The organism is Mycolicibacterium sichuanense, from assembly GCF_033741125.1.
GTDB lineage: Bacteria > Actinomycetota > Actinomycetes > Mycobacteriales > Mycobacteriaceae > Mycobacterium.
Genome location: NZ_JAWQPU010000009.1, coordinates 14,560 through 39,153, shown reverse-complemented (window position 1 = coordinate 39,153; position 24,594 = coordinate 14,560). Strand labels below are relative to the sequence as shown.

29 protein-coding genes are annotated in these 24,594 nt (G+C 69.5%); 16 read left to right on the top strand and 13 right to left on the bottom strand.

Annotated features, from left to right (window positions below; genetic code table 11):
- Positions 1-62 precede the first annotated feature (62 nt).
- Positions 63-1,361, top strand: coding sequence for a hypothetical protein (locus tag SBI80_RS23675; RefSeq protein WP_318977287.1), 1,299 nt, complete (start codon positions 63-65; stop codon positions 1,359-1,361).
- On the opposite strand, the gene SBI80_RS23670 is transcribed toward SBI80_RS23675, so the two are convergent.
- Together SBI80_RS23670 and mshB are read right to left on the bottom strand one after the other, a co-directional pair.
- Positions 1,358-1,624, bottom strand: a complete 267-nt coding sequence (locus SBI80_RS23670) for a hypothetical protein (protein WP_318977286.1) — start codon at positions 1,622-1,624, stop codon at positions 1,358-1,360. The two genes, SBI80_RS23675 and SBI80_RS23670, sit on opposite strands and share 4 nt — an antisense overlap.
- A 280-nt stretch (positions 1,625-1,904) precedes the next feature.
- Positions 1,905-2,786 carry an N-acetyl-1-D-myo-inositol-2-amino-2-deoxy-alpha-D-glucopyranoside deacetylase gene (gene mshB, locus SBI80_RS23665; protein WP_318977285.1) on the bottom strand — a complete coding sequence of 294 codons (882 nt, stop codon included), beginning with the start codon at positions 2,784-2,786 and terminating at the stop codon, positions 1,905-1,907.
- Between the two features lie 22 nt (positions 2,787-2,808).
- On the opposite strand from mshB, the gene SBI80_RS23660 reads away from it, so the two are divergent.
- Positions 2,809-4,077, top strand: coding sequence for a chloride channel protein (locus SBI80_RS23660; protein WP_318977284.1), 1,269 nt, complete (start codon positions 2,809-2,811; stop codon positions 4,075-4,077).
- A gap of 27 nt (positions 4,078-4,104) precedes the next feature.
- Here SBI80_RS23660 and SBI80_RS23655 read toward each other — a convergent pair whose 3' ends face one another.
- Positions 4,105-6,015 carry an ABC transporter family substrate-binding protein gene (locus tag SBI80_RS23655; protein ID WP_413232796.1) on the bottom strand — a complete coding sequence of 637 codons (1,911 nt, stop codon included), beginning with the start codon at positions 6,013-6,015 and terminating at the stop codon, positions 4,105-4,107.
- Between the two features lie 22 nt (positions 6,016-6,037).
- On the bottom strand, positions 6,038-7,939 hold the full coding sequence (typA, locus tag SBI80_RS23650; protein WP_318977283.1) for a translational GTPase TypA: 1,902 nt from the start codon (positions 7,937-7,939) through the stop codon (positions 6,038-6,040).
- A 53-nt stretch (positions 7,940-7,992) separates the two neighbouring features.
- Here typA and SBI80_RS23645 point away from each other — a divergent pair, with 53 nt between their 5' ends.
- Both SBI80_RS23645 and SBI80_RS23640 read left to right on the top strand, forming a co-directional pair.
- Positions 7,993-8,160, top strand: a complete 168-nt coding sequence (locus SBI80_RS23645) for a hypothetical protein (RefSeq protein ID WP_318977282.1) — start codon at positions 7,993-7,995, stop codon at positions 8,158-8,160.
- Positions 8,161-8,220: 60 nt separating this feature from the next.
- The gene (locus tag SBI80_RS23640; RefSeq protein WP_318977281.1) at positions 8,221-8,493 is read left to right on the top strand and encodes a hypothetical protein; all 273 of its coding nucleotides are present in this window, start codon (positions 8,221-8,223) and stop codon (positions 8,491-8,493) included.
- Positions 8,494-8,515: 22 nt separating this feature from the next.
- Here the strand turns inward: SBI80_RS23640 and SBI80_RS23635 are convergent, their stop codons facing one another.
- Entirely contained in the window at positions 8,516-8,920 is a 405-nt protein-coding gene (locus SBI80_RS23635; RefSeq protein WP_318977280.1) for a (deoxy)nucleoside triphosphate pyrophosphohydrolase, read from the bottom strand.
- A gap of 24 nt (positions 8,921-8,944) precedes the next feature.
- Here SBI80_RS23635 and SBI80_RS23630 point away from each other — a divergent pair, with 24 nt between their 5' ends.
- The gene (locus SBI80_RS23630; protein WP_318977279.1) at positions 8,945-9,226 is read left to right on the top strand and encodes a 4a-hydroxytetrahydrobiopterin dehydratase; all 282 of its coding nucleotides are present in this window, start codon (positions 8,945-8,947) and stop codon (positions 9,224-9,226) included.
- Here the strand turns inward: SBI80_RS23630 and SBI80_RS23625 are convergent.
- Entirely contained in the window at positions 9,207-10,472 is a 1,266-nt protein-coding gene (locus SBI80_RS23625) for a mannosyltransferase (RefSeq protein ID WP_413232795.1), read from the bottom strand. The two genes, SBI80_RS23630 and SBI80_RS23625, sit on opposite strands and share 20 nt — an antisense overlap.
- Before the next feature lie 109 nt (positions 10,473-10,581).
- Here SBI80_RS23625 and SBI80_RS23620 point away from each other — a divergent pair, with 109 nt between their 5' ends.
- Together SBI80_RS23620 and SBI80_RS23615 are read left to right on the top strand one after the other, a co-directional pair.
- A complete protein-coding gene (locus SBI80_RS23620; RefSeq protein ID WP_318977277.1) occupies positions 10,582-11,124 on the top strand; it encodes a hypothetical protein in 543 nt (180 codons plus the stop codon).
- 45 nt (positions 11,125-11,169) lie between these two features.
- Entirely contained in the window at positions 11,170-12,171 is a 1,002-nt protein-coding gene (locus tag SBI80_RS23615) for an Rv1157c family protein (protein ID WP_318977276.1), read from the top strand.
- A gap of 34 nt (positions 12,172-12,205) precedes the next feature.
- Here the strand turns inward: SBI80_RS23615 and SBI80_RS23610 are convergent, their stop codons facing one another.
- Both SBI80_RS23610 and SBI80_RS23605 read right to left on the bottom strand, forming a co-directional pair.
- A complete protein-coding gene (locus SBI80_RS23610; protein ID WP_318977275.1) occupies positions 12,206-12,355 on the bottom strand; it encodes a DUF1059 domain-containing protein in 150 nt (49 codons plus the stop codon).
- Positions 12,356-12,435: 80 nt separating this feature from the next.
- The gene (locus tag SBI80_RS23605) at positions 12,436-13,017 is read right to left on the bottom strand and encodes an HhH-GPD-type base excision DNA repair protein (RefSeq protein ID WP_318977274.1); all 582 of its coding nucleotides are present in this window, start codon (positions 13,015-13,017) and stop codon (positions 12,436-12,438) included.
- Positions 13,018-13,108: 91 nt separating this feature from the next.
- Between SBI80_RS23605 and SBI80_RS23600 the strand changes: the two genes are divergently transcribed.
- From SBI80_RS23600 to SBI80_RS23590, 3 genes are all read left to right on the top strand, one after another.
- The gene (locus tag SBI80_RS23600) at positions 13,109-13,456 is read left to right on the top strand and encodes a DUF485 domain-containing protein (protein WP_318977273.1); all 348 of its coding nucleotides are present in this window, start codon (positions 13,109-13,111) and stop codon (positions 13,454-13,456) included.
- Complete coding sequence (locus SBI80_RS23595; protein ID WP_318977272.1) at positions 13,453-15,081, top strand: monocarboxylic acid transporter; 1,629 nt, start codon at positions 13,453-13,455, stop codon at positions 15,079-15,081. The genes SBI80_RS23600 and SBI80_RS23595 overlap by 4 nt, the downstream gene beginning before the upstream one ends.
- A 69-nt stretch (positions 15,082-15,150) precedes the next feature.
- Entirely contained in the window at positions 15,151-16,350 is a 1,200-nt protein-coding gene (locus SBI80_RS23590; protein ID WP_318977271.1) for an MFS transporter, read from the top strand.
- A gap of 14 nt (positions 16,351-16,364) precedes the next feature.
- On the opposite strand, the gene SBI80_RS23585 is transcribed toward SBI80_RS23590, so the two are convergent.
- The gene (locus tag SBI80_RS23585; RefSeq protein ID WP_318977270.1) at positions 16,365-16,535 is read right to left on the bottom strand and encodes a DUF5302 domain-containing protein; all 171 of its coding nucleotides are present in this window, start codon (positions 16,533-16,535) and stop codon (positions 16,365-16,367) included.
- Positions 16,536-16,581: 46 nt separating this feature from the next.
- On the bottom strand, positions 16,582-17,025 hold the full coding sequence (locus SBI80_RS23580; protein ID WP_318977269.1) for a PPOX class F420-dependent oxidoreductase: 444 nt from the start codon (positions 17,023-17,025) through the stop codon (positions 16,582-16,584).
- 69 nt (positions 17,026-17,094) lie between these two features.
- Here SBI80_RS23580 and SBI80_RS23575 point away from each other — a divergent pair, with 69 nt between their 5' ends.
- From SBI80_RS23575 to SBI80_RS23565, 3 genes are read left to right on the top strand one after another with little or no spacing between them, the layout of a single operon-like run.
- On the top strand, positions 17,095-17,913 hold the full coding sequence (locus tag SBI80_RS23575) for a class I SAM-dependent methyltransferase (RefSeq protein WP_318977268.1): 819 nt from the start codon (positions 17,095-17,097) through the stop codon (positions 17,911-17,913).
- The gene (locus SBI80_RS23570) at positions 17,913-18,428 is read left to right on the top strand and encodes a DUF1697 domain-containing protein (RefSeq protein ID WP_318977267.1); all 516 of its coding nucleotides are present in this window, start codon (positions 17,913-17,915) and stop codon (positions 18,426-18,428) included. Before SBI80_RS23575 ends, SBI80_RS23570 begins: the two co-directional genes overlap by 1 nt.
- The gene (locus tag SBI80_RS23565) at positions 18,425-19,246 is read left to right on the top strand and encodes a class I SAM-dependent methyltransferase (RefSeq protein WP_318977266.1); all 822 of its coding nucleotides are present in this window, start codon (positions 18,425-18,427) and stop codon (positions 19,244-19,246) included. Before SBI80_RS23570 ends, SBI80_RS23565 begins: the two co-directional genes overlap by 4 nt.
- Here SBI80_RS23565 and SBI80_RS23560 read toward each other — a convergent pair.
- A complete protein-coding gene (locus tag SBI80_RS23560) occupies positions 19,243-19,608 on the bottom strand; it encodes an Rv1152 family transcriptional regulator (protein WP_318977265.1) in 366 nt (121 codons plus the stop codon). The genes SBI80_RS23565 and SBI80_RS23560 overlap by 4 nt on opposite strands.
- 36 nt (positions 19,609-19,644) lie before the next feature.
- On the opposite strand from SBI80_RS23560, the gene SBI80_RS23555 reads away from it, so the two are divergent.
- Positions 19,645-20,358: an NAD-dependent deacylase gene (locus SBI80_RS23555; RefSeq protein ID WP_318977264.1), complete on the top strand. Its 714-nt coding sequence runs from the start codon at positions 19,645-19,647 to the stop codon at positions 20,356-20,358.
- 104 nt (positions 20,359-20,462) lie between these two features.
- Here the strand turns inward: SBI80_RS23555 and SBI80_RS23550 are convergent, their stop codons facing one another.
- A complete protein-coding gene (locus tag SBI80_RS23550) occupies positions 20,463-21,155 on the bottom strand; it encodes a TetR/AcrR family transcriptional regulator (RefSeq protein WP_318977263.1) in 693 nt (230 codons plus the stop codon).
- 1 nt (position 21,156) lies between these two features.
- Positions 21,157-23,484: an MMPL family transporter gene (locus SBI80_RS23545; protein ID WP_318977262.1), complete on the bottom strand. Its 2,328-nt coding sequence runs from the start codon at positions 23,482-23,484 to the stop codon at positions 21,157-21,159.
- Between the two features lie 154 nt (positions 23,485-23,638).
- Between SBI80_RS23545 and SBI80_RS23540 the strand changes: the two genes are divergently transcribed.
- Positions 23,639-24,184: a DoxX family protein gene (locus tag SBI80_RS23540; protein ID WP_318977261.1), complete on the top strand. Its 546-nt coding sequence runs from the start codon at positions 23,639-23,641 to the stop codon at positions 24,182-24,184.
- 83 nt (positions 24,185-24,267) lie between these two features.
- Positions 24,268-24,390 carry a hypothetical protein gene (locus tag SBI80_RS23535; protein WP_140689392.1) on the top strand — a complete coding sequence of 41 codons (123 nt, stop codon included), beginning with the start codon at positions 24,268-24,270 and terminating at the stop codon, positions 24,388-24,390.
- Positions 24,391-24,594 lie beyond the last annotated feature (204 nt).

Sequence of the window (24,594 nt, the reverse complement as noted above, 5' to 3'; positions counted from 1 at the left end):
CCCGGCGCCAACCGCCGCGTAAATTCGAGGCGTCGAGCGCCGCGGCCTTAGGAGAGTCCAGCATGAGCAAGTCCGTTCAGTCGGTCCTGGTCGCCGGGTTGTCCGCCGTCACCGTTGCCGCGCTGGCGCTGCCCTCGGCGGTTCCCGCGACGACGCCCGTCGCCGAGGTGCGTCCCGCGCTGCGAGTGCAGGCGCCCCGGGTCGCGCTGGCCGCGGCGGTCCAGCCCGCCCGGATGACCGCACCGAATTCCGAGCATCTCGCCAACGCCGTGGCCGCGATCGCGCGCATCGAGCCTGCGGCGGTGGTCGCCGCAGCGCCGGTCACCGCGACACCGACCGCCACCGTCGCCGCAGCCGTGGCGGCCCCCCAGAACGCCGCGTCCGACTGGGTCGTGTCGAGCTACCAGTTCGCCCAGTCGTGGGTCACCTACGGCGTCCAGCTGGCCGACTATGCACTGCAGTTCGTCCCATTCGGGTACCTCGTCAGCGGCCAGCTCGACATCCTGTACTACACGCTCGGCCTGCCGATCGCCGACAGCGTCGTCTATGGGCTGATCGTCCCGGTGCTCAACGACCCGCTGAACCCGGCGTCCTACGTCAACGGGCTGACGACCGTTGGACAGACCGCGGTCAACGCCGCCATCAACACCGCCGCCGCGGAATTCAACTACTTCTTCGGCTGGCTGATCCCGCCGTTGCCCCCGATTCAGGTCGCGGCGGCCAAGACCGCGCAGGCCGACGCCACCGTCGCGGCGGCCAGCGAGGACCAGACGGTCACCGCGAAGACCGCCGACCCGGTCACCGCGTCTCCGTCCGAGCCAACGCCCGCGAAACCCGCGGCCGGCACGACGAAGCAGATCGTCACCCCAGCCACCCCGGCGGCACCCGCGCCCGAAGTCACCACGCCCGAAGTGACCACGCCTGAAGTGACCAAGCCCGACGTCACCGCGCCCGGAGTCACCACGCCCGGAGCCACGGCCACCTCGGCCACCGCCGATCCCACGCCAACCCAGGCCGTGGAGAGCCCGGCGACCGGCGCCCCGAGAACCGAGATCCGAACGTCCGGCACCCCGCGCATCCCCAGCACGCCCAGGATCGACCCGACACCCCGCAGCCAGGGCGACACGACGGCGAGCACCGAGCCCACGAAGCCGACGCCATCGGCCACCAGCGTGACGACGACCACCACCAAGCCGACCACCACCAAGCCGACCACCACCAAGCCGACCACCAAGCCGACCATCAGCACGACCTCCGGACCGACCACCAGCACGGCCGAGCACCGCGACGACGCGGGCGCGGGCGCCACACACCAAGCCGGTGCCGACTCGGGCGCCAAGTCCTACGCCGAGACCGGCTAGACGTTGGCCCGCGACGTCACGCGCCACAACAGGTAGGCCGGCGGCCCGCCGCCGAGCAAGACGAACAGCAGCGGCGCCAGCTGCATGACACCCGCACCGCTGAGCACGATGTCACCGCCGGGCCCGCCGAGGGTCAATCCCAGCGTGGTCACCAGCCAGGCCCACAGCGGCAGGGCGGCCAGCCGAGGCGTCGGCGCCCACCCCAGCGCCACCCACACCAGGGCGGCATTCACCAGCCCGCTGAGCAGGCCGCTGATGGGCAAAGGGAAGGCGCCGACGTAAAGGGGCAGGAAGAAGGCGCCGGCGATGGCCGAGAGAACGCCATCGAATACGAGGACGGCCAGGACCGCGATTCGCGTCCAGCCGCAACGGCGAGCGATCAGGTGGGGACGCTGTCGAGCAGGCCCACCAGCGAGCCGACGACCCACTGGAAGTTGTCCAAGCGGTCTTGCCAGTGCTGCAGGTTGGGATCCAGATCCGGGTCCATCGCCATCGCCTCCTCGGGCCGCCGTTGGATCGCAGCGTACCCCCTTCGCGCCGTTGCTATCCGAGGTTCACTCCGGCGAGGAGGTCCGTTTCCCAGCCGCGGTCGTCCCGCTGCCCCGCGGTGCCCGAGGCGAGCACGAAGTGTTCGGTCTCCGACACCGGAAGCGCGATGTCGTTGGACAGCGCGCAGGCGCGGCCCCCGTCCGCCACGGTGACCTGGGTGGCGTGTGCGCGCAGCGCGGCGACCTTCGCGGCGCGAGCATCCGGCGCCTCGATCACCGCGTCGACGTCGGCGTCGTCGTAGGCGAAGCGGAACTCCTCCGGCGTTGGCAGCGTCCAGTGCGCCGGCAGCTCGAGGCCGGCCAGTTCGCGCATGGCGCGCTCGACCGCGCTGCGGGCCGCCACGGTCCAGTAGAACTTGGGCACCTGCCAGGGCTCACCGGCATGGCCGGAACCCGCCGCGGCAGCGACGGCCGCCGTCGTGACCTGGTGGGCGTGCACGTGGTCGGGGTGTCCGTACCCACCGTTGGGGTCGTAGGTGACGACGACGTGTGGACGCAGTTCGCGGATGATCGCGACGAGCGCGCCGACCGTCTCCCGAGGGTCGGCGTCGACGAACCGCTGCCGGCGCCGGGGCGGCGTGCCGACCATGCCCGAGTCGCGCCACCGCCCGGCGCCACCGAGGAACCGCGGTTCGGCCACCCCCAGACAGGCCAGCGCCGTGGACAATTCACCGATGCGGTAGCCGCCGAGCTGATCGGCGCGATCCACGGTCAGCTGCGCGAAGCGGTCACCGATGACCTCTCCCTCCTCGCCGAGCGTGCACGTGACGACCTGCACGTGCGCCCCCCTCGCGACGTAGTGGGCGATCGTGGCGCCGGTGGTGAGCGTCTCGTCGTCGGGATGGGCGTGGACGAACAACAACCGTGGGTTCTCCATGGGCACAAGATAGATTCACCCCGTGACGCGGCGCACCGTTGAGTACGGGTGTGCCGTCGTCGTCATCGGACTGCTGGCCGGAGTCGCGGGCGCCGCGACCACCCTCGTGCTGCACTGGGTCGAGCATCTGGCCTACCACTATTCGTTCGGCACGCTGCTGACCGGCGTGGGCCACAGCAGCCCCGTCCGGCGCGCCGTCGGACCGATGCTCGGCGGCGCGATCGCCGGCGCCGGGTGGTGGCTGCTGCGTCGCAGGGGCGACGTGCCGGAGCTGTCGGCCACGATCGCCGCGCACCGGCCCATCCCGCGGTGGCGGACGTCGCTCGACGCCGGGTTGCAGGTGCTGCTGGTCGGCTCGGGCGCGTCGCTGGGTCGCGAGGGCGCACCACGCCAATTGGCAGCCGCCCTTGGCGATTTCGGTACCTCGCGCTGGACGCTGACCCCGCGCGACCGCGAGATCCTGCTGGCGTGCGCGGCGGGGGCGGGCCTCGGCGCGGTCTACAGCGTCCCGCTCGGCGGCGCGCTGTTCGCGGTGCGCATCGTGCTCGGCACGTGGCATCCGCGCGCCATCGGCACGGCACTGATCACCTCGAGCCTGGCGGTCGCGGTGTCGGCGCCCATCACACACCTCGAACACTCGCTGGTATGGCCCGATTCGAGGCTGTCCTACCTGTTCGTCTTCCTCGCCTGTGCCATCGCCCCGCTTGCCGTCGCGGTGGGGTTCGCCTTCGACAAGCTGACGTCACTGGCGCGACCGAGGCCGCAGCCGCGGTCCTGGCTGCTGATCCCCGCGATCGCCGCGGCGGGGTTGGTCACCGGTATCTGCTCGATCTGGTGGCCGGAACTGCCCGGCAACGGGCGCAGCATCCTGACGGTCAGCGTCGACGCCGGGCTCACACTCACCGGGGCGATCGTGATCCTGTTCCTCAAGCCCCTGCTGACTGCCCTTTTCCTGCGCGCCGGGGCCGTCGGCGGCATGATCACCCCCGCGCTGGCCACCGGTGCCGCAGCCGGGTCCGTCGCCACCCAGGCGCTCAACCAGTTCGCCGGCGTGCACTTCGACGTCGCCGCGGTGTCACTGGCCTGCGCCGCCGGGGTCCTCGCCATCACGCAGCGCGCCCCGGCGTTCGCGGCGCTGTTCGTCTGGGAACTCGCCAGACCGCCCGTGTGGCTGATCGTGGTGTTCGCTGCGGCGGCGTACACGGCACATGGCATCCGGTTGCTTCGAGAGCGCAATCTGGCCAGGGGCGTGCCCGTCGAGACCTCGACTACGGAGCCCCTCGACTATTGAGGCCCCTCGACTATTGAGGCCCCTTGACTATTGAGGCCCCTTGACCCACTTGCCGGCGTCCCCGACGATCCCGACGGGCACCGGTCCGGACAGGCTGACGTTCTGCACGTTGGGGGCAGCCGCGACGATGGTGGTGTCCTGCAGGATCGGCAGCACCGTCGACATGTTCCACAGCCGCGGCTCCACCGCGGTGAGCACGTCGCCGATCGGCTGGCTGCCGTCGAGCGCGGCCTCGATGTTGGGCTGGATGCTGCGGTCGCAGATGCCGGTCAGGTTGCTCGGCGCCTGGACGAGTTGATCGGCACCGGGGGGCGGTGCCGTGGTGACGGTCGGGGTCGACGTCACCGGTGCGCTGCTCGGAGAACGCGGCGGGCTCGACGAGGTCGTCGCGGGGGCCGTGGTCGACGGGCTCGTCGTCGGGGTGGGGCTGGCCGGGGTCGTGGGCACGGCGGTCGCCTCCAGGGCCGGACAGCCGAACCGCGACGCCAGGGCGGTGGCCAGGTCACCACCGGCCTGATGCCAGCCGACCACCGCGTCGACCCGGTTCTGGGTCAGTGCATCGCCGTAGAGCACCGGAGGGTCCAGGGCCAGGACCGATGCCGAGACGCCGACGCTGCGCAGCTGGTCGGCGGCGGTGTTGGCCACGGCGACCGACGTCGGGTCGTTGGCGGCCACCCCGATGACGAAGCGCAGCTGCTCGCCGTCTCGGCTGATCCGTCCCCGGGTCGGTGGTGCGGAGCCGGCCGTCGGCGGCGGCATCGCGCTGGTCGAGGACACTTCCTGCTCGACGGTGTAACCGCTGGCCTTCAGCAGGTCCAGCGCCGCCTCCCGGGACAGCGCCGGCGGCGACGTTGGCACGTATCCGGGGTCCGACGGTGACCGCACCTGCGCCTGGGCCAGGGTGACGGTGTTGTCGCTGCCCGCGCCAACGGCGGCCAGCAGGTCGACGTCGAGGAGCCCGAGGATCGCCTTGCGCACCTGGGCGTCCTGCAGGTCGGGTTGCAGCGCCCGCAGCGTCAGCTGCAACACCCGTGGGGTGACGATGCGCGCGGTACGGACGTCCGGGATGGCGCCCAGCTGGATGAAGGCCGCCTGCCCGCCGTGCACCTGCGCCACCTGGGTGTCGCCGTTGCGGATCGAATCGGCGAGCACCGCGGGTGCTCCCCCGCGCCGGAACAGAATCTGGTCGGGCTTGGCCGGCTCGGCCCAGTAGCGGTCGTTGCGCGCCAGCAGGATCTCGTCGCGCTGCGGGTCGATGCTGTCGACGCGGAATTGGCCACCGGTGACGGGCAGCGCGCGCACCAGGCCCGACGCGAATCCGCCAGGCACGTCCTTGACGATGTGCGCGGGCAGGATGTCGTTGAACAACTCCCGCCACGCCGGATACGGCTGCGAGAACGTCACGACGGCGGTCTTGCCGCCCTCGACCGACTGCACCCCGGTGATCAGGTCATAGCCCGCCGGGTCGACGACGCCCGGCGCGCTGACCATCTGACGCCACAGGTACCAGTAGTCGTCCGCGGCGATCGGCGCGTTGTCGGTCCACTGCGCCTCTGGCCGGATCTTGTAGGTGACCGTGAACGGGTTCTCGTTCGTCACGTCCGCCGAGAGCAGCAGGGTCGGGTCCATCTCCCACCGCGAGCCCGTGGATGACGACGGATCGGGAATCGGCCGGAACGAGCTGGGCAACACCAGTGCCGAGATCGCCGCGTTGACCGGTGACTGGTCCGACAGCAGATGCGGGTTGAACCCAGGACCGATCGAGTCGATCGCCATGATGATCTGCGACGCCTTCAGTGGCGGCGGCGGCGTGCTCTGGGTGGTCTCGGTGCTCTGCGGGGCGGGCGGCGGGCTGACCGTGCAGGCCGTCACCAGCAACAACGTCGAGAACAACGACCCGACGACGCTGGCGAGTCGTCTGGCGGTCGTCGTCGGCACGCTGTTCAGGTTATCGGGACGGCTAGCCGCGGGCCTTCGCGCGGGACTTGGCGCGCGCCCGCAGGCTCGCTGCGAGCTCGATCTTGCGCACGCGGACGATCTCCGGCGTCACCTCGACGCACTCGTCCTCGGCGCAGAACTCCATGGCCTGCTCCAGCCCGAGCTCGAGCGGCCTGGCAAGCGTCTCGAAGACGTCGGCCGTCGAGGAGCGCATGTTGGTCAGCTTCTTCTCACGCGTGGCGTTGATGTCGAGATCCTCTGCGCGCGGGTTGATTCCGACGACCTGGCCCTCGTAGGTGTCCTGCCCGGGCTCGACGAAGAACTGGCCGCGATCGGCGAGCTGCGTCATGGCGAACGGCGTGATCTTGCCGGAGCGGTCCGAGACCAGCGAACCGGTGTGACGGGCGCGGATCTCGCCCGCCCACGGCCGGTAGCCGTCGAACACGGCATTGGCAATGCCGGTGCCGCGGGTCAGGGTGAGGAAGTCGGTGCGGAAGCCGATCAGCCCGCGGCTGGGGACGATGAAGTCCATCCGCACCCACCCTGCGGCGTGGTTGGCCAACTCCTCCATGCGGCCCTTGCGAGCGGCCATCAGCTGCGTGACGGCGCCGACGAACTCGTCGGGACAGTCGATGGTCATCGCCTCGAACGGCTCGTGCAGCTTGCCGTCGATGGTCCTGGTGACCACCTGCGGCTTGCCGACGGTCAACTCGAAACCCTCGCGACGCATCTGCTCGACGAGGATTGCCAGGGCCAACTCGCCACGGCCCTGCACCTCCCAGGCGTCCGGACGGCCGATGTCGACGACCTTGATGGACACGTTGCCGATGAGCTCGGAGTCCAAGCGCGCCTTCACCATTCGCGCGGTCAGCTTGTGCCCGGAGACCTTGCCGGCCAGCGGCGAGGTGTTGGTGCCGATGGTGACCGAGATGGCGGGCTCGTCGACGGTGATGCGGGGCAAGGCGTGAGCGTGCTCGACGTCGGCCAGGGTGTCGCCGATCATGATCTCGGGCATGCCCGCGACGGCGACGATGTCGCCGGCGACGGCCTCGTCGGTGCTGCTGCGCTCGACGCCCTCGGTGGCCAGCAGTTCGGTGATCTTGGCGTTGGTGATGACGGGATGACCGTCCACCTCGCGCATCCACGCCACCTGCTGACCCTTCTTGATGCGGCCCTTGTAGATGCGGATCAGCGCCAGTCGGCCGAGGAAGGCCGAGGCGTCGAGGTTGGTGACAAGGGCCTGCAGCGGGGCCTCGGGGTCACCCTTGGGCGGCGGGATGTGCTCGAGCAGCACGTCGAACAGTACGTCGAGGTTCTCCCCGTCGGGGTTCTCCCCGTTGGCCGGCTGGGTGGTGCTTGCGATGCCGGCCCGGCCGGAGGCGAACAGCACCGGCAGACCGAGCGCGTCCTCGGCGGCGGCCTGGGCCTCGTCGTCGAGGTCGGAGGCAACGTCGAGCAGCAAGTCGTGGCTCTCGGAGACCACTTCGGCGATGCGCGCGTCCGGGCGGTCGGTCTTGTTGACGCACAGGATCACCGGCAAGTGCGCGGCCAGCGCCTTGCGCAGCACGAAGCGGGTCTGCGGCAGCGGGCCCTCGGACGCGTCGACCAGCAGCAGCACGCCGTCGACCATCGACAGCCCGCGTTCCACCTCACCGCCGAAGTCGGCGTGCCCCGGGGTGTCGATGACGTTGATGACGGTCATGGTGCCGTCGGGGTTCTTGCGATGCACGGCGGTGTTCTTCGCCAGGATCGTGATGCCCTTTTCCTTCTCCAGGTCACCAGAGTCCATCAGGCGTTCGACGGAGTCGTCCCCGCGGTGCGTCAGCGCACCGGACTGCCGCAGCATGGCGTCGACGAGGGTGGTCTTACCGTGGTCGACGTGAGCGACGATGGCGACATTGCGAAAATCCGGGAGAGCATCCACGTCAAGATTGTCGCAGCGTGGGTATCCAATCGCGAAAACGGCGGGTTGAACACGTGAAGGCCGCCGACGCCACAGCCCGGAAACCGAAGAAGAAGTGTTGCCGCAGCAAGCCGCGCTGCAAACGCTGCCCGCTGGTGCTGCACGAGGTCGGACGGGCCGAGCTGGCGGGCCTGCGCGGCAAGGAGCTGGACAAGGTGTTCAAACGGGCCAGAAAGGCCTGACGACCTGGGTGGATCCCGGCGTATCGTGAAGGTGTCCCGCACCGATGGGAGGTCGCCATCATGACGGTTTTCGAAGTGGTCACCATCGCGCTGGTGATCGTGCTGGCCAGCGCCGCGACGGCGGCCATCTACCTTGGTCTGCTCAACTGGCTGGGCGGTTACTACGTCGTGCGATGTGCGGCATGTCACCACCTGACGGGATCGTCGGTCAACCAGGCGCAGGCCTCCTGCCCGCACTGCCGCCACCCGGCGCTGCTGCACCCGCTCTACGCGGTTCGGCATCCCGGGCACCTGCGCGAGGTCCGGGTGGTCGGGGACCGGCTCCGGTACTGACCGCCGAGCCCAGAGGCGAAGATCAACTCCCGCAGGCGGTTTGGCGCAGTGCCGCGACGAGGTCCGGCACCCAGCCGCGGTCGGCAGGCACCCACGCCAGCGAGGCGAGCTCGTCGGCGGTCACCCAGCGCAGCGCGCGGTGCTCGCGAGCCTGCACGTCTCCTTCCGTCGCCGTGACGAGGTAGGCCCGCAGCGTCAGCCCGCCGGGCAGTGCGACGTCGGCACCGAGCCGGTCTCCGACGGTGACCTCGACGCCAAGTTCCTCGACGAGTTCGCGCACCAGGGCCTCGGCGTCGCTCTCGCCGGTGGCTACCTTGCCGCCGGGCAGCTCCCACAGCCCGGCGAGTTCCGGCGGCCGGTCCCGCTGGGCCACCAGCACCGTCTCCCCACGGATCAGCGCACCCGCGACGACGACCTGGTTGGGCACCCGGCGACGGTATACCTTCGAGGTATGGCCGTGCTATCAGACGACGAGGTCGACGCCGCGCTCTGCGAGCTGGACGGCTGGGAGCGCACCGCGGGTGCACTGCGCCGGTCGATCGAGTTCCCCACCTTCCCGGACGGCATCGACGCGGTGCGCCGCGTCGCTGCGCACGCCGAGCGTCAAGACCATCACCCAGACATCGACATACGTTGGCGCACCGTGACTTTCGCCCTCGTCACGCATTCCGAGGGAGGCATCACCGACAAGGACGTGGCGATGGCGCGCGACATCAACGGGATCGTCGGCTGACCAGTCCGACATAGGCCAGTGTCAGCACGGCGCCCAGCACGTAGAGCGAGCCGGTGAACTCGGCGTACCACGGCCGGCCGCCGAGGCGCCCGGTGTCGCTGGCGAACATCACCAGCCACGGCGAGCCGACGTAGGCCAGCACCACCCAGGCCCACCCCACCAACCGGGTGTGCGCCCGCAGCGGGCCCAGTACCAGCCACATCGCCAGCGGTAGCACCCACACCCAGTGGTGCGTCCAGCTGATGGGCGAGATCAGCAACCCGAACAGCATCACCACGACGATGCGGCCCAGCGGATCGGCCGAGCCGATGCGCCACCACGCCAGCAGACTCAACGCCGCGGTGAGCACGACCGCGGCCACCAGCACCGGGCCGTAACCGGTGTCGCGCCCCGCGAGGTAGCCGACCACCCCGCGCAGGGACTGGTTCATCGTGGTGTTCACCACGCCGATGCGGTCCGCCTCGCCGAGCAGATCGGTGAAGTAGAACCGCGCCTGGGCGCCACCGAGGACGACCGATGACCCGACGGTCAGACCGAACACCACCGCTGAGCACGCGACGGTGCGCCACCGGCGGGCCCCGGCGAAGTACAGGCCCGCGACGGCCGGGGTCAGCTTCATGCCGGTGGCCAGGCCCACCAGCGGCCCCGACACCCACCACCGCCGGTCGTACACCGCGGCCAGCACGGCCACCATCAGCAGGGCACCGATCTGGCCGAGTTCGAACAGGTGACGCATCGGCTCGAACCAGACCGCTAGCGCCGTCCAGGTCATCGCCATCCGCGGGTCGGCCCGGCCCAGCAACCTCAGCGCGATCGCGGCGGACCCGTAGAGCGCGGCCACGATGCCCAGCTGCCAGCAGAGGCCGACGAGCCAAAACGGCAGGAAGTGCAGGGGGTAGAACACCACCGCGGCGAACGGCGGATACGTGAATTGCAGCGGCAGCGGCGGAATCGCCGGGTGGTAGACGAAGTCGTAGAGCCCCCCGCGGCCCATCGCGGCGGCGCCGTCGACGTAGACGTGCAGGTCGATGAAGTTGGTGCCGTTGGGCACCAGATAGGTGACGGCGAAGCGGGCGAGCAGGCTCAGCGCGAGGAGGTACGGCGCGAGCGCCGCGAGTCGGCTCCGCGGCGTCACGCCGGTGCTGCCGGGCGCGACCTCTGACTGTCTGGTTATCTCACCGACTCTAGTTTCCGCTCGCGCGGGGCCCACCGTCCCGGTCGCTTGCCCCGGCGCTGCGGTCACCATCGACCGTCGGTGCAGTAACGGTTGGATAAATGCCACACGTGTCACTTGAGTAACTTCAGTAACTCCGTAGCTTCGGTTGCAGACGTGCCGCCAACCGATTGGGAGAACCATGCGCTTCACCAGAAAACTGTTCGCCACCAGCGTGATTGCGGCAGCTTGCGCCGTGCCGGGAGCTCTGCTGTGCAGCGCCACCGCGGCGGCCGATCCCGCGCCCGCACCAGTGCCCGCCGTCCCGGGCCTGTCGAGCATCCCGTTCCTGAACGCCCTCACGCCGGGCAACGCACCGCAGCTGCTGCAGGGCCTCGCTTCGGCGTTCCAGGGCACGGCCGCCCCGGCCGCTGCCCCCGCCGCTCCGGCTCCGACCGCCACGGCCTCGGTCACGCTCCCGCAGGCGCCGGCCACCGCTCCGCTGGCCGCCGCGCCGGCCGCACCCGCCGCGGGCCTGCCCGAGGCGCTCAACATCCCCGGCGACCTAGCCTCACTGATGCCCGCCGGCACGCCGCTGGCCAACCTGCTGCCGAAGTCCCCCGTGGCAGCCGTTCCAGCAGCGGCGGCGGCCGTCCCCGCCGCAGTGGCACCGGCCGCGCCCGCCGCGACTACCGGACTCTCGAGCCTGGCACCGCTGATGTTCCCCGTCTCCGGCCTGCCCTGATCCCGCCCCACTAGGCCACGTAACACCCACCAACCCGGGAGAGTCATGCCTTCGAAGACAACGCTGCTGATCGCATTCGGCACGTCGGCCGTGCTGACGCTGGGCGCCCCGCCGGTCGCCCACGCCGAGCCCGCGCCGCCGTTACCGCTGCCGATCAGCGGCCTTCAGGCCCCTGGCCTCCCGGCGATGCAGAGTCTGGCGCCGGCCATCCAGCAGGCGGCTGGCGACCCGTCGAACGCCGCGTCCATGCTCATGGCAGCGGCCGCGGCGTTCGCGGGTAACAGTGCGGCGCCGGCGGACTCGAAGAACATGGCCGCCGCGGTCAACCAGTTCGTCGCCGATCCGCAGGTGGCGCACGTCCCCGCGGCAGGTGCGATCCCCGGAACCGAGGCGCACCTGCCGCAGGGCGTTGACCCCGCCCACGCGGCGGGACCCGTGCCCGACGCCGCCCCACTCGCCGCGGTCGCCGCTCCCGCACCGGCGCCCGCGCCTGATGCCGCTCCGGTTCCGGCGCCCGCGCCCGTCCCCGACGCGGCGCCTACGGCCGCACCCGCTGCAGCCCCCGACGCGGCCCCGGCTGCGGCGGCGGTCCCTGCTCCGGACGGCGCCCCGGCGCCGGCACCGGGATTCGGCCCCGATGCCCCCACGACGCAGGACTTCATGTATCCGTCGATCAGCAACGGCTGCCTCGCCGACGGCGGAAACGTTCTGGCGACCGCGATCTCGGTGGCCGGCCCCGCGTCCATCCCCAAGCCCGGCCCCGGCCCCGGCCAGACCGCCTACGTCTTCACCGCGATGGGCACCCCCGGCCCCGCGGCCCAGCAGAAGCTGCCGCTGAACGTCACCTGGGTCAACCTCACGACGGGCAAGTCCGGCACCGCGACGCTCAAGCCGCAGGCCGACATCAACCCCGAGGGCCCCACCACGCTCACCGTCATCGCCGACACCGGATCGGGCAGCATCATGTCGACGATCTTCGGTCAGGTAACCACCACCGAGAAGCAGTGCCAGTTCATGCCGACGATCGGTTCGACCGTCGTGCCGTGACCCTGCCCCTCGCAGCGGCGGGGTCCAGGACCGGTCAGTAGGCCATGAAGAGGATCATCTCGCGGTCGTACTCCCGGCCCGGGTGGGCCTCCGCGAGATGGGCCTGAGCCTTCTCGACGAGATCGTCTTCGTCGGTACCGGTGATGGCCTCCCCGCAGGGGCAGCTCAAGTGTGTCTTCGCCATGGCTTCACGATCCCACGAGCGCGACGACAAGGCGCAGCCGTCCGATGAAATCCAGACGACGCCATTGGTTCCTCGGTCCGCTAGTCCTTCGATCCGGCCCTTGCCTTCGCCTTGGCAGCCTTCTTGTAGGACCGCACCTCGTCCAGCGAGGCTTGGTCGACGACGTCGGCCACCGACATGTGGGTGCCCGCCTTGCCGTAGTCACCGGCCGCCTCGCGCCAGCCCTCTGGCGTCACGCCGTACTGCTTGCCCAGCAGCGCCAGGAAGATCTTGGCCTTCTGCTCTCCGAAACCGGGTAGCGCCCTGAGCCGCCGCAGCACTTCGGCCCCGTCGGGGTCCCCGACCGTCCACAACCGCACCACGTCGCCGTCGTAGTCATCGACGATCGTTCGAGCCAGCGTTTGCAGCCGCTTGCCCATCGACCCCGGGAAGCGGTGCACCGCAGGCCTTTCCGAACACAGCGCGATGAAGGCATCGGGGTCGTAGTCGGCGATCTCCGTGGCATCCAATGAGCCCATCCGGTCGGCGAGCTTGCGCGGCCCGGCGAACGCAACTTCCATCGGGATTTGCTGATCCAGCATCATCCCGACCAGCAGCGCAAAGGGATTCGACTCCAGCAGCTCATCAGCGGCCGGATCTTGCACCAACTGCAACTTCGCCATGCGAGCAGTCTATGGGAATGGCCTTTCTGTGACTTAGCCCTCAGTATGCTGCGAACATCAGAACTGCACATCGAGGTCAGGAGCTGTGGCGGTGCCCGAGACAGACCATTCACGACGCGAGGCCCCCAGCGGCCAGGAGTTCCTCGACATGCAGGCCAGCCCGGAGTTCGTCGAACTGCGGCATCGGCTGCGTCGCTTCGTCTTTCCGATGACCGCGTTCTTCCTGGTCTGGTACGCCACCTACGTGGTGCTCGGCGCGTTCGCGCACGACTTCATGGCGACGCCGGTGTTCGGTCACGTCAACGTGGGGCTGCTGATCGGGCTCGGCCAGTTCCTCACGACGTTCCTCATCACCGGCATCTACGTCCGGTTCGCCAACCGCGAGCTCGACCCCCGCGCCGCGGCCATCCGCGCCGAACTGGAAGGACCGGTGTCGTGAACCTCTACGCCGCGGCGTCGACGGTCGGCAATCCCGCCGCCAACATCGGCATCTTCGCGCTCTTCGTGGTCGTGACGATGATCGTGGTGATCCGGGCCAGCAAGCGCAACGCCACCGCCGACGAGTTCTTCACCGGTGGCCGTGCCTTCTCGGGCCCGCAGAACGGCATCGCCATCGCGGGCGACTACCTCTCGGCGGCCAGCTTCCTCGGCATCGCCGGCGCCATCGCGGTCTACGGCTACGACGGCTTCCTCTACTCCATCGGCTTCCTGGTGGCGTGGCTGGTCGCACTGCTCCTGGTGGCCGAATTGCTGCGCAACACGGGCAGATTCACGATGGCCGACGTGCTCAGCTTCCGGCTCAGGCAACGCCCCGTGCGGGTCGCCGCGGCGACGTCGACGCTGACCGTGTCGCTGTTCTACCTGCTGGCCCAGATGGCGGGCGCGGGCGGGCTGGTCGCGCTACTGCTGGACGTGAAGAGCAAGGGCGGCCAGTCGCTGGTCATCGCGGTCGTCGGTGTGCTGATGATCGTCTACGTCCTGGTGGGCGGCATGAAGGGCACCACGTGGGTGCAGATCATCAAGGCCGTGCTGCTGATCGTGGGTGCCGGGTTGATGACGGTCATCGTGCTGGTCAAGTTCGGGCTGAACTTCTCCGAGATCCTCGGTTCGGCCCAGCAAGCCATCTCGGGTGCCACCACCGAAGGCGTGGCCAAGCGCGACGTGCTGGCCCCCGGCGCGCAGTACGGCGGCTCGCTGACCTCGCAGATCAACTTCATCTCCCTGGCACTGGCGCTGGTGCTCGGCACCGCGGGCCTGCCGCACGTGCTGATGCGCTTCTACACCGTGCCGACAGCCAAGGAGGCCCGCCGCTCGGTGGTCTGGGCCATCGCGCTAATCGGCGCCTTCTACCTGTTCACCCTGGTGCTGGGCTACGGCGCTGCCGCTCTGGTCGGCCCCGACCGCATCCTGGCCGCGGCGGGCGGGCAGAACTCCGCCGCCCCGCTGCTGGCGTTCGAACTGGGCGGCGTCGTGCTGCTCGGCATCATCTCGGCGGTGGCCTTCGCGACCATTCTCGCGGTGGTCGCGGGCCTGACCATCACCGCGTCGGCGTCGTTCGCCCACGACATCTACGCCAGTGTGCTCAAGCACGACCAGGTCACCGAGCAGGAGCAGGTGAAGGTCTCGCGCATCACCGCCGTCGTGCTCGGTGTCTTCGCCATCGGTCTCGGCATTCTGGCCAACGGGCAGAACGTCGCCTTCCTGGTGGCGCTGGCGTTCGCAGTAGCCGCCGCCGCAAATCTGCCGACCATCGTGTACTCGCTGTATTGGCCGCGGTTCAACACCCGGGGTGCGCTCTGGAGCATGTACGGCGGACTGCTCACCACGCTGGTGCTGATCGTCTTCTCCCCGGCGGTGACGGGCTCGAAGACTGCGATGATCCCCAGCGTCGACATCGCCTGGTTCCCGCTGGCCAACCCCGGCATCGTGTCGATCCCGCTGGCGTTCGTCCTCGGCATCGTCGGCACGCTGACGTCATCGGACCGCGGCGACCCGGCCAAGAACGCCGAGATGGAAGTCCGCTCACTGACGGGGGTGGGCGCGGAGAAGCCCGTCGCACACTGAGGCGCGCACCGAGCGGGGAAGCCGCGGCGCAGTCTCGGTGTTGAGCGGTTGGTGCATACGATCGACCGGATGACCCAGCCGCAGCCCACGTCCACCCGCGGGCGGTTCGGATTCGTGCTGCTGGCCTATTCGTTCGTCGCGGTGATGCTCGGCACCACGCTGCCGACGCCGATCTACGCGCTGTATTCCGACCGGATGCACTTCACCGTGCTGACGACGACCGTGATCTTCTCCACCTACGCCGTCGGCGTGCTCGCCGCGCTGTTGGTGTTCGGCAGCTGGTCCGACGCCCTCGGCAGGCGGCCAATGCTCCTTGGCGGTGCGGGTTTCGCACTGGCCAGCGCGGTGGTGTTCCTGTTCGCCGACGACGTCGGCCTGCTGCTGGTCGCGCGGCTCCTGTCGGGGTTTTCGGCCGGCATCTTCACCGGCACCGCGACCGCCGCGATCGTCGAGGCCGCTCCCGACGTTCAGCGTGAACGGGCCACCGCGATCGCCACCATCGCCAACATCGGCGGCCTGGGCCTCGGACCGGTGCTGGCGGGGATCCTGGTGCAGTACGCCCCCCATCCGCTGCACCTGCCCTACCTGGTCCACATCGTCCTGGTGGTGCTCGCCGCTGGCGCGGTGATCATGGCTCCCGAAACCGCGGGACGCACGGGACGCATTGGGCTGCAACGGCTTTCGATTCCTGCCCAGGCCCGCCCGGTGTTCGTCACGGCGGCGACGGCGGCGTTCGCCGGATTCGCCGTCACCGGGTTGTTCATGGCCGTCGTGCCAGCGTTCGTCCGAACGGTCCTCGGCATCGAGAACCACGCCGTCGCCGGGGTGGTCGCGAGTTCGATCTTCGCGGCCTCGGCGATCGCGCAACTGGTCGGCCGGCGCATCCCGCCGCGGCGCGCCATTGCCGTCGGCTGCGCAATCCTGGTCGCGGGCATGGCAATCCTGGCGGTGGCGGTGCGCGCCTCGTCGCTGCCACTGCTGGTGGTCGCGGCCGTGGTGGCCGGGGTCGGGCAGGGCATCAGCTTCAGCCGCGGGCTGGCCGCCGTCACCGAGCTGACGCCACCCGACCGACGTGCCGAGGTCAGCTCGACCTACTTCGTGGTGGCCTACGTCGCCATCTCGGTCCCGGTGGTTGGCGAGGGCTTCGCGTCCCAGCACCTTGGCTTGCAGACCGCGGGGTTCGGCTTCGCGATCGCCACGGGGGTGCTCGCGGCGCTGTGCCTGGCGTCGGTCGTCATTCAGGAACGCCGGACACCGGTCGAGGCCTGAGCGCCCCGCGCCGACTACCCGCTCTTGCGGCGGAACTCGCGGTGGGCCTCGGCGGGACCGGTCTTGCGTGGACCATGCTTGCGGCCGCCGTCCTTGTGGTCGGTGCCACCGCCGGCATTGGCCTTCTTGCGCTCCAGCGCCTCGCGGAACTTGCGCTTGGTCTCGTCTTCGGGTTCCTCGGCCATGCCGGCAAGCCTAGCGCCACCCGGGCCGTCGAATCGACGGGTTCGATCAGCGCACGCCCGGCGGCATGCCGTAGAGGTGTGAGATCGGCACCGTCATCAGCACGCGCCGGTCGTCGACCATCGCCCGGCGGTAGTCGTCCCAGTCGGGATGCTCGCCGGCGATGTTGCGGTACAAGGCAATCAATCCCTCGACGGTGTCGTCGTGGGGGTTCGACGCCGGCGGGGTGAGGATCGCGTCGCCTTCTGCGACCGCATAGGCCCAACCGTCGTCGGAGCTGACGTGAACCGATGCCCGCGGGTCCCGGCGCAGGTTGCGCGTCTTGGCGCGCGGCTCGGTGATCGACACCTGGATGGTGAGCTCGCGTGGGTCGAAGTAGTAGGACACGTTCGAAAGCTGCGGCCTACCGTCGCGCTTGATCGTGGCGAGCACGCCGAGGGAGTTTCCGCGGATCAAGGCTAGGAGCTTGTCGTCGAACACGTCGCGGGTCATGCTCGCCAGCCTACGACCGTGCTCGACGGGAAGACCCGAATTCGACGCGCCGATCCCTACGATGAGGACATGACGACGATCGACGGATCCACCCTCGATGGCGTCTCCGCGACGACGCTCTGGACGTTGCACAACCGGGGCACCGAGGCCAAGCGCTCCGACGGCGTCATCCGCGACCCCTGGGCGGTGGCACTGCTGGACGCGATCGACTACGACTACCTCAAGTTCGGCAAGCCCAACCAGTCGCACGCGCTGCGCGCGGTCGCCTTCGACGCCCTGGCCGGTGACTACCTGAGCGCCCATCCAGGCGCGGCGGTAGTGGCCCTGGCCGAGGGCCTGCAGACCAGCTTCTGGCGCCTCGACCGCACCGGCATGCTGGCCCAATCCACCTGGTATTCAATCGATCTGCCGGCGGTGATGGAGCTGCGTGAGCAGCTACTGCCCGCCGACGACCGGATCGTCGCGCTGGCGCAGTCGGCGCTGGACCGCAGCTGGATGGAGCGCGTGGACGCGACCAACGGAGTGTTCCTCACCGCCGAGGGTCTGCTGATGTACCTCGAGCCCGAGGACGCGCTCGGCTTGATCGCCGATTGCGCAGTCCGGTTCCCCGGTGGGGCAATGGCGTTCGACTCGATTCCGCACTGGTTCAGCGACCGCACCCTCAAGGGGTTCAAGCTCTCGTCGCGCTACCTCGCCCCGCCGATGCCCTTCGGTCAGTCCGCGGACGAGGCGCTGGCCCTCGCCGGCACCCTCGCCGGGGTGCGGCGGGCGCGCGACGTCCCCTATCCCCCTGGCCGCGGGTTGTGGCGCCTGGCCGCCACCTCCGCCCTCGACCGTGTCGGCCCGGTGCGCCGCAACCGGCCGAGCATCACCCTGCTGGAGTTCTGATGCCCCGCTACGTGGCGTTCCTGCGGGGCGTCAACGTCGGCGGGGTGAACCTGAAGATGGCCGAGGTCGCCGCCACCCTGACCGACGCCGGCTTCTCCGACGTCACCACGGTGCTGGCCAGCGGCAACGTGCTACTGGCCAGCAGCGCCACGGTGGATGCGGTCAGGGCGACGGCAGAGCAGGCGCTCCGGGACGGGTTCGGCTACGAAGCCTGGGTGCTGGTCTACGAGCGCAGCGCGGTGGCCGCGATCTCGGCGGCCTTTCCGTTTCAGCGCCACGTCGACGGCCACCACTCCTACGTCACGTTCGTCACCGACGCCGACGTCCTCGACGAGTTGGTGGCGCTGGCCGGCCCCGACGAGCGGATCGAGCGCGGCCAGGGCGTCGTCTACTGGCAGGTCCCCAAGAACGGCACGCTCGACACCACGATCGGCAAGACGATGGGCAAGAAGCGGTACAAGTCGTCGACCACCACCCGCAACCTGAGGACGATCGAAGGGGTTCTGGCCAAATGAAGCTGGACGTCACCTTGTCCGGGGTCTCCGAGACTGCGTTGCTCACCCTGCTGGTCCGAGCGCAGGAGGCCCGTCGGCCCGACGCCATCATCGACGATCCGATGGCGATCCGGCTGGTCGACGCGATCGCGTTCGACTTCGCAAAGTTCGGCCATACCCGCCGCCAGGACATGGCACTGCGGGCCCTGGCCTTCGACACCGAGACCCGCAGATATCTGATCGACCATCCAGCGGCGACCGTGGTGGCGCTCGCCGAAGGCCTGCAGACCAGCTTCTACCGCCTCGCCGCGAGTGACGTGGGTGATCGATTCCGTTGGCTGACAGTTGATTTGCCGCCGATCATCAAGATCCGCGAGCAACTGCTCCCAGCGTCGGAGCGGGTGACGATGTGCGCGCAGTCGGCGCTGGACTTCAACTGGATGGACCGGGCCGACACCGGTGAGGGCGTGTTCATCACCGCGGAGGGTCTGCTGATGTACCTGCAGCCCACCGACGCCATGGGGCTGATCGCCGAGTGCGCCCGACGCTTTCCCGGCGGCCGGATGATGTTCGACCTGCCGCCGGCGTGGTTCGCCGGCCTGGCCCGACTCGGCGGTCTGCGAACCTCACTGCGCTACCGCGTGCCCCCGATGCCGTTCAGCATGTCCTCGAGCGAGGCGGCCAAGCTGGTCGACGTCGTCCCGGGCATCCGCGCCGTGCACGACGTGCCGTATCCGCCCGGTCGCGGTCGCGTGCTGAACGCGCTGACGTGGACGATGCAGCGACTCCCGGTGCTGGACCCCCTGCGGCCCACGCTGGTGTTGCTCGAATTCGACTAGCCGAAGGCCACGTCGACGTAGCGCAGCGCATCGGCCTTCTCGACGCCGAGCGCCTTCGCAGTGGCTACATAGGCGTGCGCGGCAGTGGCCATCGCGGCATCCGCGGGATCCTCCCGGGCCACGAAGGTGCCGAACCTGCCTCGGGTCTCCAACACTCCCGCCGACTCGAGCTCGCGGTAGGCCCTGGCCACGGTGTTGACCGCCATGTTCAGCTGATGGGCCAGATCGCGGACCGTCGGCAGCCGCGTACCCGGCGGCAACCGTCCGTCCCGGACGCCCCCGATGATCTGCGTGCGAAGTTGATCGAACAGCGGCCTGGCACCGTCCGGATCGACGCGAACCCACTCCCCCAAATCGGCCACGCGCCCAGTATGACGAAAAGCGGCTAGTTTGGTGGCGTGCGAGTGACGGTGCTCAGCGGGGCCGGAATGTCCGCGGAGAGCGGCGTGCCGACGTTCCGCGACGTCGAGACCGGTCTGTGGGCCAAGGTCGACCCCTACGAGATCTCCAGTTCGGACGGCTGGCGCAGGCACCCAGACAAGGTGTGGGCCTGGTATCTGTGGCGGCACTACATGATGAAGGCCGTGGGACCCAACGACGGTCATCGCGCGGTGGCCGCATGGCAAGACGGCGCCCAGGTCGACGTCGTCACCCAGAACGTCGACGACCTACACGAGCGGGCCGGTAGCAAGCGGGTCCACCACTTGCATGGCAGTTTGTTCCACTTTCGTTGCGACCGTTGCAGTTTGGCGTACGAGGGCCCGCTGCCACCGATGCCCGAGCCGGTCGAGACCGTGGCACCGCCGGTGTGCGTCTGCGGCGGCCTGATCCGCCCCAACGTCGTCTGGTTCGGCGAAGCGCTGCCCGACGAGGCGTGGGACCGTTCGGTGGAGGCGGTCGCCGCGGCCGACGTCGCGATCGTGGTCGGGACGTCGGCGATCGTCTACCCCGCCGCCGGGCTGCCCGAGATGGCGCTGGCCCGCGGCGTTCCCGTCATCGAGATCAACCCGGAGCAGACGCCGCTGTCCGACCGCGTGACGATCTCGCTGCGGGAGAAGGCCGCCACGGCACTGCCGCACCTGCTGCAACGACTACCAGCCCTGCTGGGCTGACGCTTGACGGGTTTGCCGGTGCCGACCTCGAGCACCCGGCCCGCCAACCCGGCCAGGTTCTGGCGCCGCAACCGGTGGATCGACTCGGTCACCGAGCGCCGGCGTCACCGAGCGCCGGCGTCACCGAGCGCCGAGACCCGTCCAAGAACCTCCATGGGGGGCGTGTCGAGAGCCATCATGCCGGTGACCATGTGGCCGCAGCAGGCCGAGCGCATCAACCGGTCGGCGAACTCCTCGACGTCGCCGAACGGCAGGTACGGCCGTGAGATGACGATCGCGGCGATGCCGTGCGCGACGGTCCACATCGACAGAGCCGCCGTCGTCACGTCGCCGGGCGGGAAGATGCCCTCCCGGATCAGCGACTCGATCGAGGTCTTCATGTGCACGAAGGCCGAGCTGTTCAGCGCCACGTCGACGTCACTGCCCGGTCTGCCCTCGCCCATGGTGGCGATCCGGTACAGCTCGGGATTCTGCCGCGCGAAGCGGACGTAGGCCAGCCCCTGGGCGCGCAACCGGTCGATCGCCGAGGGCTGGTCGCGGATGACCTGCTGCATCACCTCGTCGAGAGCTTCGAAGTACCTGGCGCACACCGCATCCAGCAACGCGTCCTTGTCGGTGAAGTGGAGGTAGATCGACGGCGGGGTGACCCCGACGCGGTGCGCCACCGCTCGGATCGAGACGGCCTTGGCGTGACCGGTCTCGGTCAGCAGCTCGGTGGTGGCGTCGAGGATCTCCTCACGCAGGTGCTCCCCGGACCCGCGGCGGGCACGTCGGCGCTTGAGCGGCGGAACGCCCACGTCACCCACGGCTCGTCGAAGCGCGTTGGTCGCGGTCCTCGTCCGGTTCGGCCTCGGCGGGCCCGGACTCGCTGATGCCGATGCGCTGATGCAACCGAACCAAGGGTTTGGGCGCCCACCAGTTCCAGCCACCGACGAGGTGCATGAAGGCAGGCACCAGGACCATGCGGACCAGTGTCGCATCGACCAGCACCGCCAGCGTCAGGCCGACGCCGAACATCCGCATGAACGACACCTGCGCCGCGATGAGCGCGGCGAACGAGATCGACATGACCACCGCGGCGGCGGTGATGACCCGACCGGTGCGGGCCAGCCCGAGGGCCACCGCCTCGTCGTTGTCGGCCCGGGCGGCCCGGATGGCCTCGCGTCCCGACGGCGTGGCGTCGGACCCGGGACGCCGGGCCAGCCAGTACTCCCTGATCCTGGCGACGAGGAACACCTCGTAGTCCATCGACAACCCGAATGCGATGCAGAACAGCAGCACCGGCATGTTCGCGACCAGCGTTCCGGTGGTGGTGGTCCCGAAACCGCTCAGGTGGCCGTCCTGGAAGATCCACACCAGGGCGCCGAACGCGGCGGTCAGCGACAGGACGTTGAGCAGGACGGCCTTCAGCGGGAGGATCACGCTGCCGGTGAGCAGGAACAGCAGCCCGAAGGTGATGATGGCGATGAGGCCGAGCACCCAGGGCAGTCGCGAGGTGATCGCGTCGACGCTGTCACGGTTGGTCTGGGCGATGCCCGCGAGTTGAACTTGGCGGCCGCCCGGCCCCGATACCTGGTGGATGCGGTCCAGCTGCGCGTCCGAGGCGGTGGAGAACAGCGGCGCGGCGCTGCCCACGGTGAGGAACGCGCTACCGTCGGCCACCCCGGTGGCAGCCGCCGGCGGCCCGACCGGCCGGCCTCCGACGAACGATCCAGTCGGCGCGGACACCGACGTCACATCGGGCACCTTGGACAGTTCGGCGGCGTATCGAGACAGGGCGTCCTCGGACAATCCCCTAGCGTCGGGGACGACGACGATCACGGCCGTCGCGGAGTCCTCGACGAAGTCGTCGCGCAGCTGGTCGCCCACCTGGTGCGACGACGCCGACGTGGGCAGCACCCGGTCGTCGGGAAAGCCCCACTTGACGCCCAGGAACGGCGCGCCTAGGGCGAGCAGCAGCACCACGACCGCCAACCCGACGGGCAGCGCGTGACGCATCACGGCCTTCGTGGAGCGGTACCAGAAGGTCTGCTCCACGGGCCGAGGCTGCGGCTCGTGGCGATGCGTCAGGCGCCGGAGCAACCTGCGGACGTCGAGGCCGTCGAGTCGGTCTCCGAGCAGCCAGATCGCGGCGGGCGTCACGATCACCGCCGCGGCGGCGGCGAAGGCCACCGTGGCCACGCCCGCGTAGGCGAACGACTTCAGGAAGTACGTCGGGAACAGCAGCATCACGGCCATCGACAGCGCGACCGTGGTGGCGGAGAACAGCACCGTCCTGCCGGCCGTCGACATCGTCCGCACCAGGGCGCGGTCGCGCGGCACGCCCTCGCCGAGCTCGTCGCGGTAGCGGCTGATGATCAGCAGGGTGTAGTCGATGGCGAGGGCCAGTCCGAGCGCGGTGGACAGGTTGAGCGCGAAGATCGAGACGTCGGTGCTCAACGTGATCAGCCGCAACACCGACATGGCACCCACGATGGCCAGGCCGCCGACGACCATGGGCAGCGCCGCCGCGATCAGCCCGCCGAAGACCCACACGAGCACCACGAAGCTCAACGGGATGGCGATCGACTCCATCAGCAGCAGGTCACCCTGGCTCTGGCTGGTGATCTGGGCGTAGACCATGGCCATGCCACCGGAGCGCACCGTCACGCCCGACTGGTCATCCGAGCGGTCGTGGACGACCTCGTCGGAGAGATCCTTGGCGAATTTCTGGGCGTCGTTCTCACCGCCGGTGACGCCGACGACGACGAGGCCGGTGCTGCCGTCCTTGCTGGTCAACGCCGCGGCCGCGGAGGGCGGGACGGTCCATGCCGAGGTGACGTCGGCGACGTGGGGCGACTGCTTCAACTGCCCGACGATGTCGAGCGCCACGGCGCGCGCACTTTGGCTTCGCACGCCGGCGGGCGAGGAGACCGTGATGATCATCTGCATGTCGCCCTGGCGGAAGTCCTCGGTGAGCAACTGAGCGGCCCTGGAGGATTCCGCGCCGGGGTCCTGGAATCCGCCTGCGGACAGGCTCTTGGCCACCGGGATCCCGAACACCGCCGCGGCGACCATGACCAACGCAGCCCCGACGAGGATCCGACGGGGAGCGGCGATCGCGAGAAGGGCAATACGTCGTAACAAGATCGTCCTCCCGCTTGACCAGCGATAACTTATCAGCGATAACTCGCGACGGTCAACGGCCGGCTGGTACCCATGACACGGTCTGCGACGGCACGTCGTTCAGCGCCATCGCGCGGCTACGGATGGTTCATGGCACCCCCCTAGGGTGGTCGCCATGACGACTACCGAAACGAGACGACGGACCACCGCGGGCTCGTCGCGGCTGGCCGATCTCGGGCTGCTGCTGTTGCGAGTGGCAGTGGCGGCGACCATGCTGCAGGCCGGGCTGATGAAGGCGCTGAACTTCGACGACACGACCCGCTTCATGGCCGACGGCGGCTGGAAGATGTCGACGTTCGCGGCCTATCTCGTCACCGCCACCGAGATCGCGGGCGGCGCGGCCCTGCTGCTCGGTTTGCTGACGCCCCTGGCGGCCTGCGGCATCCTCGCGGCGATGATCGACGCCTGGGCGGTCAACGTCTCCGGGGCCGCGTTCTGGTCGGACCCGTTCAACGTGCCGTTCCTGGCGGCGTTCGCGGCGACGGCGCTGCTGTTCACGGGTGCCGGCAACTACTCGGTGGACGCGCGGGTGTTCGACCGGCCGCGCTGGCCCGCCGCGGTGACCGTCGGATCGTTCGTGGTGGGCGTCGCGGCGGCGATCGCCACCTGGGCCTTGCTGAACGGCACGAACCCGCTGCACCTGACCAAGCCGGCCGGCTAGAACCTACTCACAGGTAAGTATTGCCAGGGTTTTCCGAAACGTGACTCAAAGATCTCTTAATGGTGATGGTTACTGTCCAGTACATGTGGATCGACGACACCAGTGCAGATGTCATCAAGGTTGACTTCGAGGCTCTCTATCACGGGGACTTCCTCGTCGAGGGTGACTGCTCCGAGCAGTTCCCCGACCTCGCGCAAGCAGTCTGACCCCACGCACGCCACGAGCGTGCGTCCAGCTGCTCGAACTGCGTTGACGCACGGCTAGCCCGTGCGATGGCCAGCGCTTTCGGGCGACGTGGTCTCAAGCGGTGCGGCCGCACGCGAAGAGCCGCCGACGGTGACGTCGGCGGCTCTTCGCGTTTCAACCCGTCCGGCGAGTGGCCGAGAATGCAGTGAGGGTCGTGATCTCTA

What these genes read in the sequence shown, in the direction of transcription:
- SBI80_RS23675 (WP_318977287.1), top strand. Translation starts at nt 63, where the DNA reads ATGAGCAAGTCCGTTCAGTCGGTCCTGGTCGCCGGGTTGTCCGCCGTC.
- mshB (WP_318977285.1), bottom strand. Translation starts at nt 2,786, where the DNA reads ATGGAGAACCCACGGTTGTTGTTCGTCCACGCCCATCCCGACGACGAG.
- SBI80_RS23640 (WP_318977281.1), top strand. Translation starts at nt 8,221, where the DNA reads ATGACGGTTTTCGAAGTGGTCACCATCGCGCTGGTGATCGTGCTGGCC.
- SBI80_RS23630 (WP_318977279.1), top strand. Translation starts at nt 8,945, where the DNA reads ATGGCCGTGCTATCAGACGACGAGGTCGACGCCGCGCTCTGCGAGCTG.
- SBI80_RS23625 (WP_413232795.1), bottom strand. Translation starts at nt 10,472, where the DNA reads ATGGTGACCGCAGCGCCGGGGCAAGCGACCGGGACGGTGGGCCCCGCG.
- SBI80_RS23620 (WP_318977277.1), top strand. Translation starts at nt 10,582, where the DNA reads ATGCGCTTCACCAGAAAACTGTTCGCCACCAGCGTGATTGCGGCAGCT.
- SBI80_RS23615 (WP_318977276.1), top strand. Translation starts at nt 11,170, where the DNA reads ATGCCTTCGAAGACAACGCTGCTGATCGCATTCGGCACGTCGGCCGTG.
- SBI80_RS23610 (WP_318977275.1), bottom strand. Translation starts at nt 12,355, where the DNA reads ATGGCGAAGACACACTTGAGCTGCCCCTGCGGGGAGGCCATCACCGGT.
- SBI80_RS23605 (WP_318977274.1), bottom strand. Translation starts at nt 13,017, where the DNA reads ATGGCGAAGTTGCAGTTGGTGCAAGATCCGGCCGCTGATGAGCTGCTG.
- SBI80_RS23590 (WP_318977271.1), top strand. Translation starts at nt 15,151, where the DNA reads ATGACCCAGCCGCAGCCCACGTCCACCCGCGGGCGGTTCGGATTCGTG.
- SBI80_RS23585 (WP_318977270.1), bottom strand. Translation starts at nt 16,535, where the DNA reads ATGGCCGAGGAACCCGAAGACGAGACCAAGCGCAAGTTCCGCGAGGCG.
- SBI80_RS23580 (WP_318977269.1), bottom strand. Translation starts at nt 17,025, where the DNA reads ATGACCCGCGACGTGTTCGACGACAAGCTCCTAGCCTTGATCCGCGGA.
- SBI80_RS23575 (WP_318977268.1), top strand. Translation starts at nt 17,095, where the DNA reads ATGACGACGATCGACGGATCCACCCTCGATGGCGTCTCCGCGACGACG.
- SBI80_RS23570 (WP_318977267.1), top strand. Translation starts at nt 17,913, where the DNA reads ATGCCCCGCTACGTGGCGTTCCTGCGGGGCGTCAACGTCGGCGGGGTG.
- SBI80_RS23565 (WP_318977266.1), top strand. Translation starts at nt 18,425, where the DNA reads ATGAAGCTGGACGTCACCTTGTCCGGGGTCTCCGAGACTGCGTTGCTC.
- SBI80_RS23540 (WP_318977261.1), top strand. Translation starts at nt 23,639, where the DNA reads ATGACGACTACCGAAACGAGACGACGGACCACCGCGGGCTCGTCGCGG.
- SBI80_RS23535 (WP_140689392.1), top strand. Translation starts at nt 24,268, where the DNA reads ATGTGGATCGACGACACCAGTGCAGATGTCATCAAGGTTGACTTCGAG.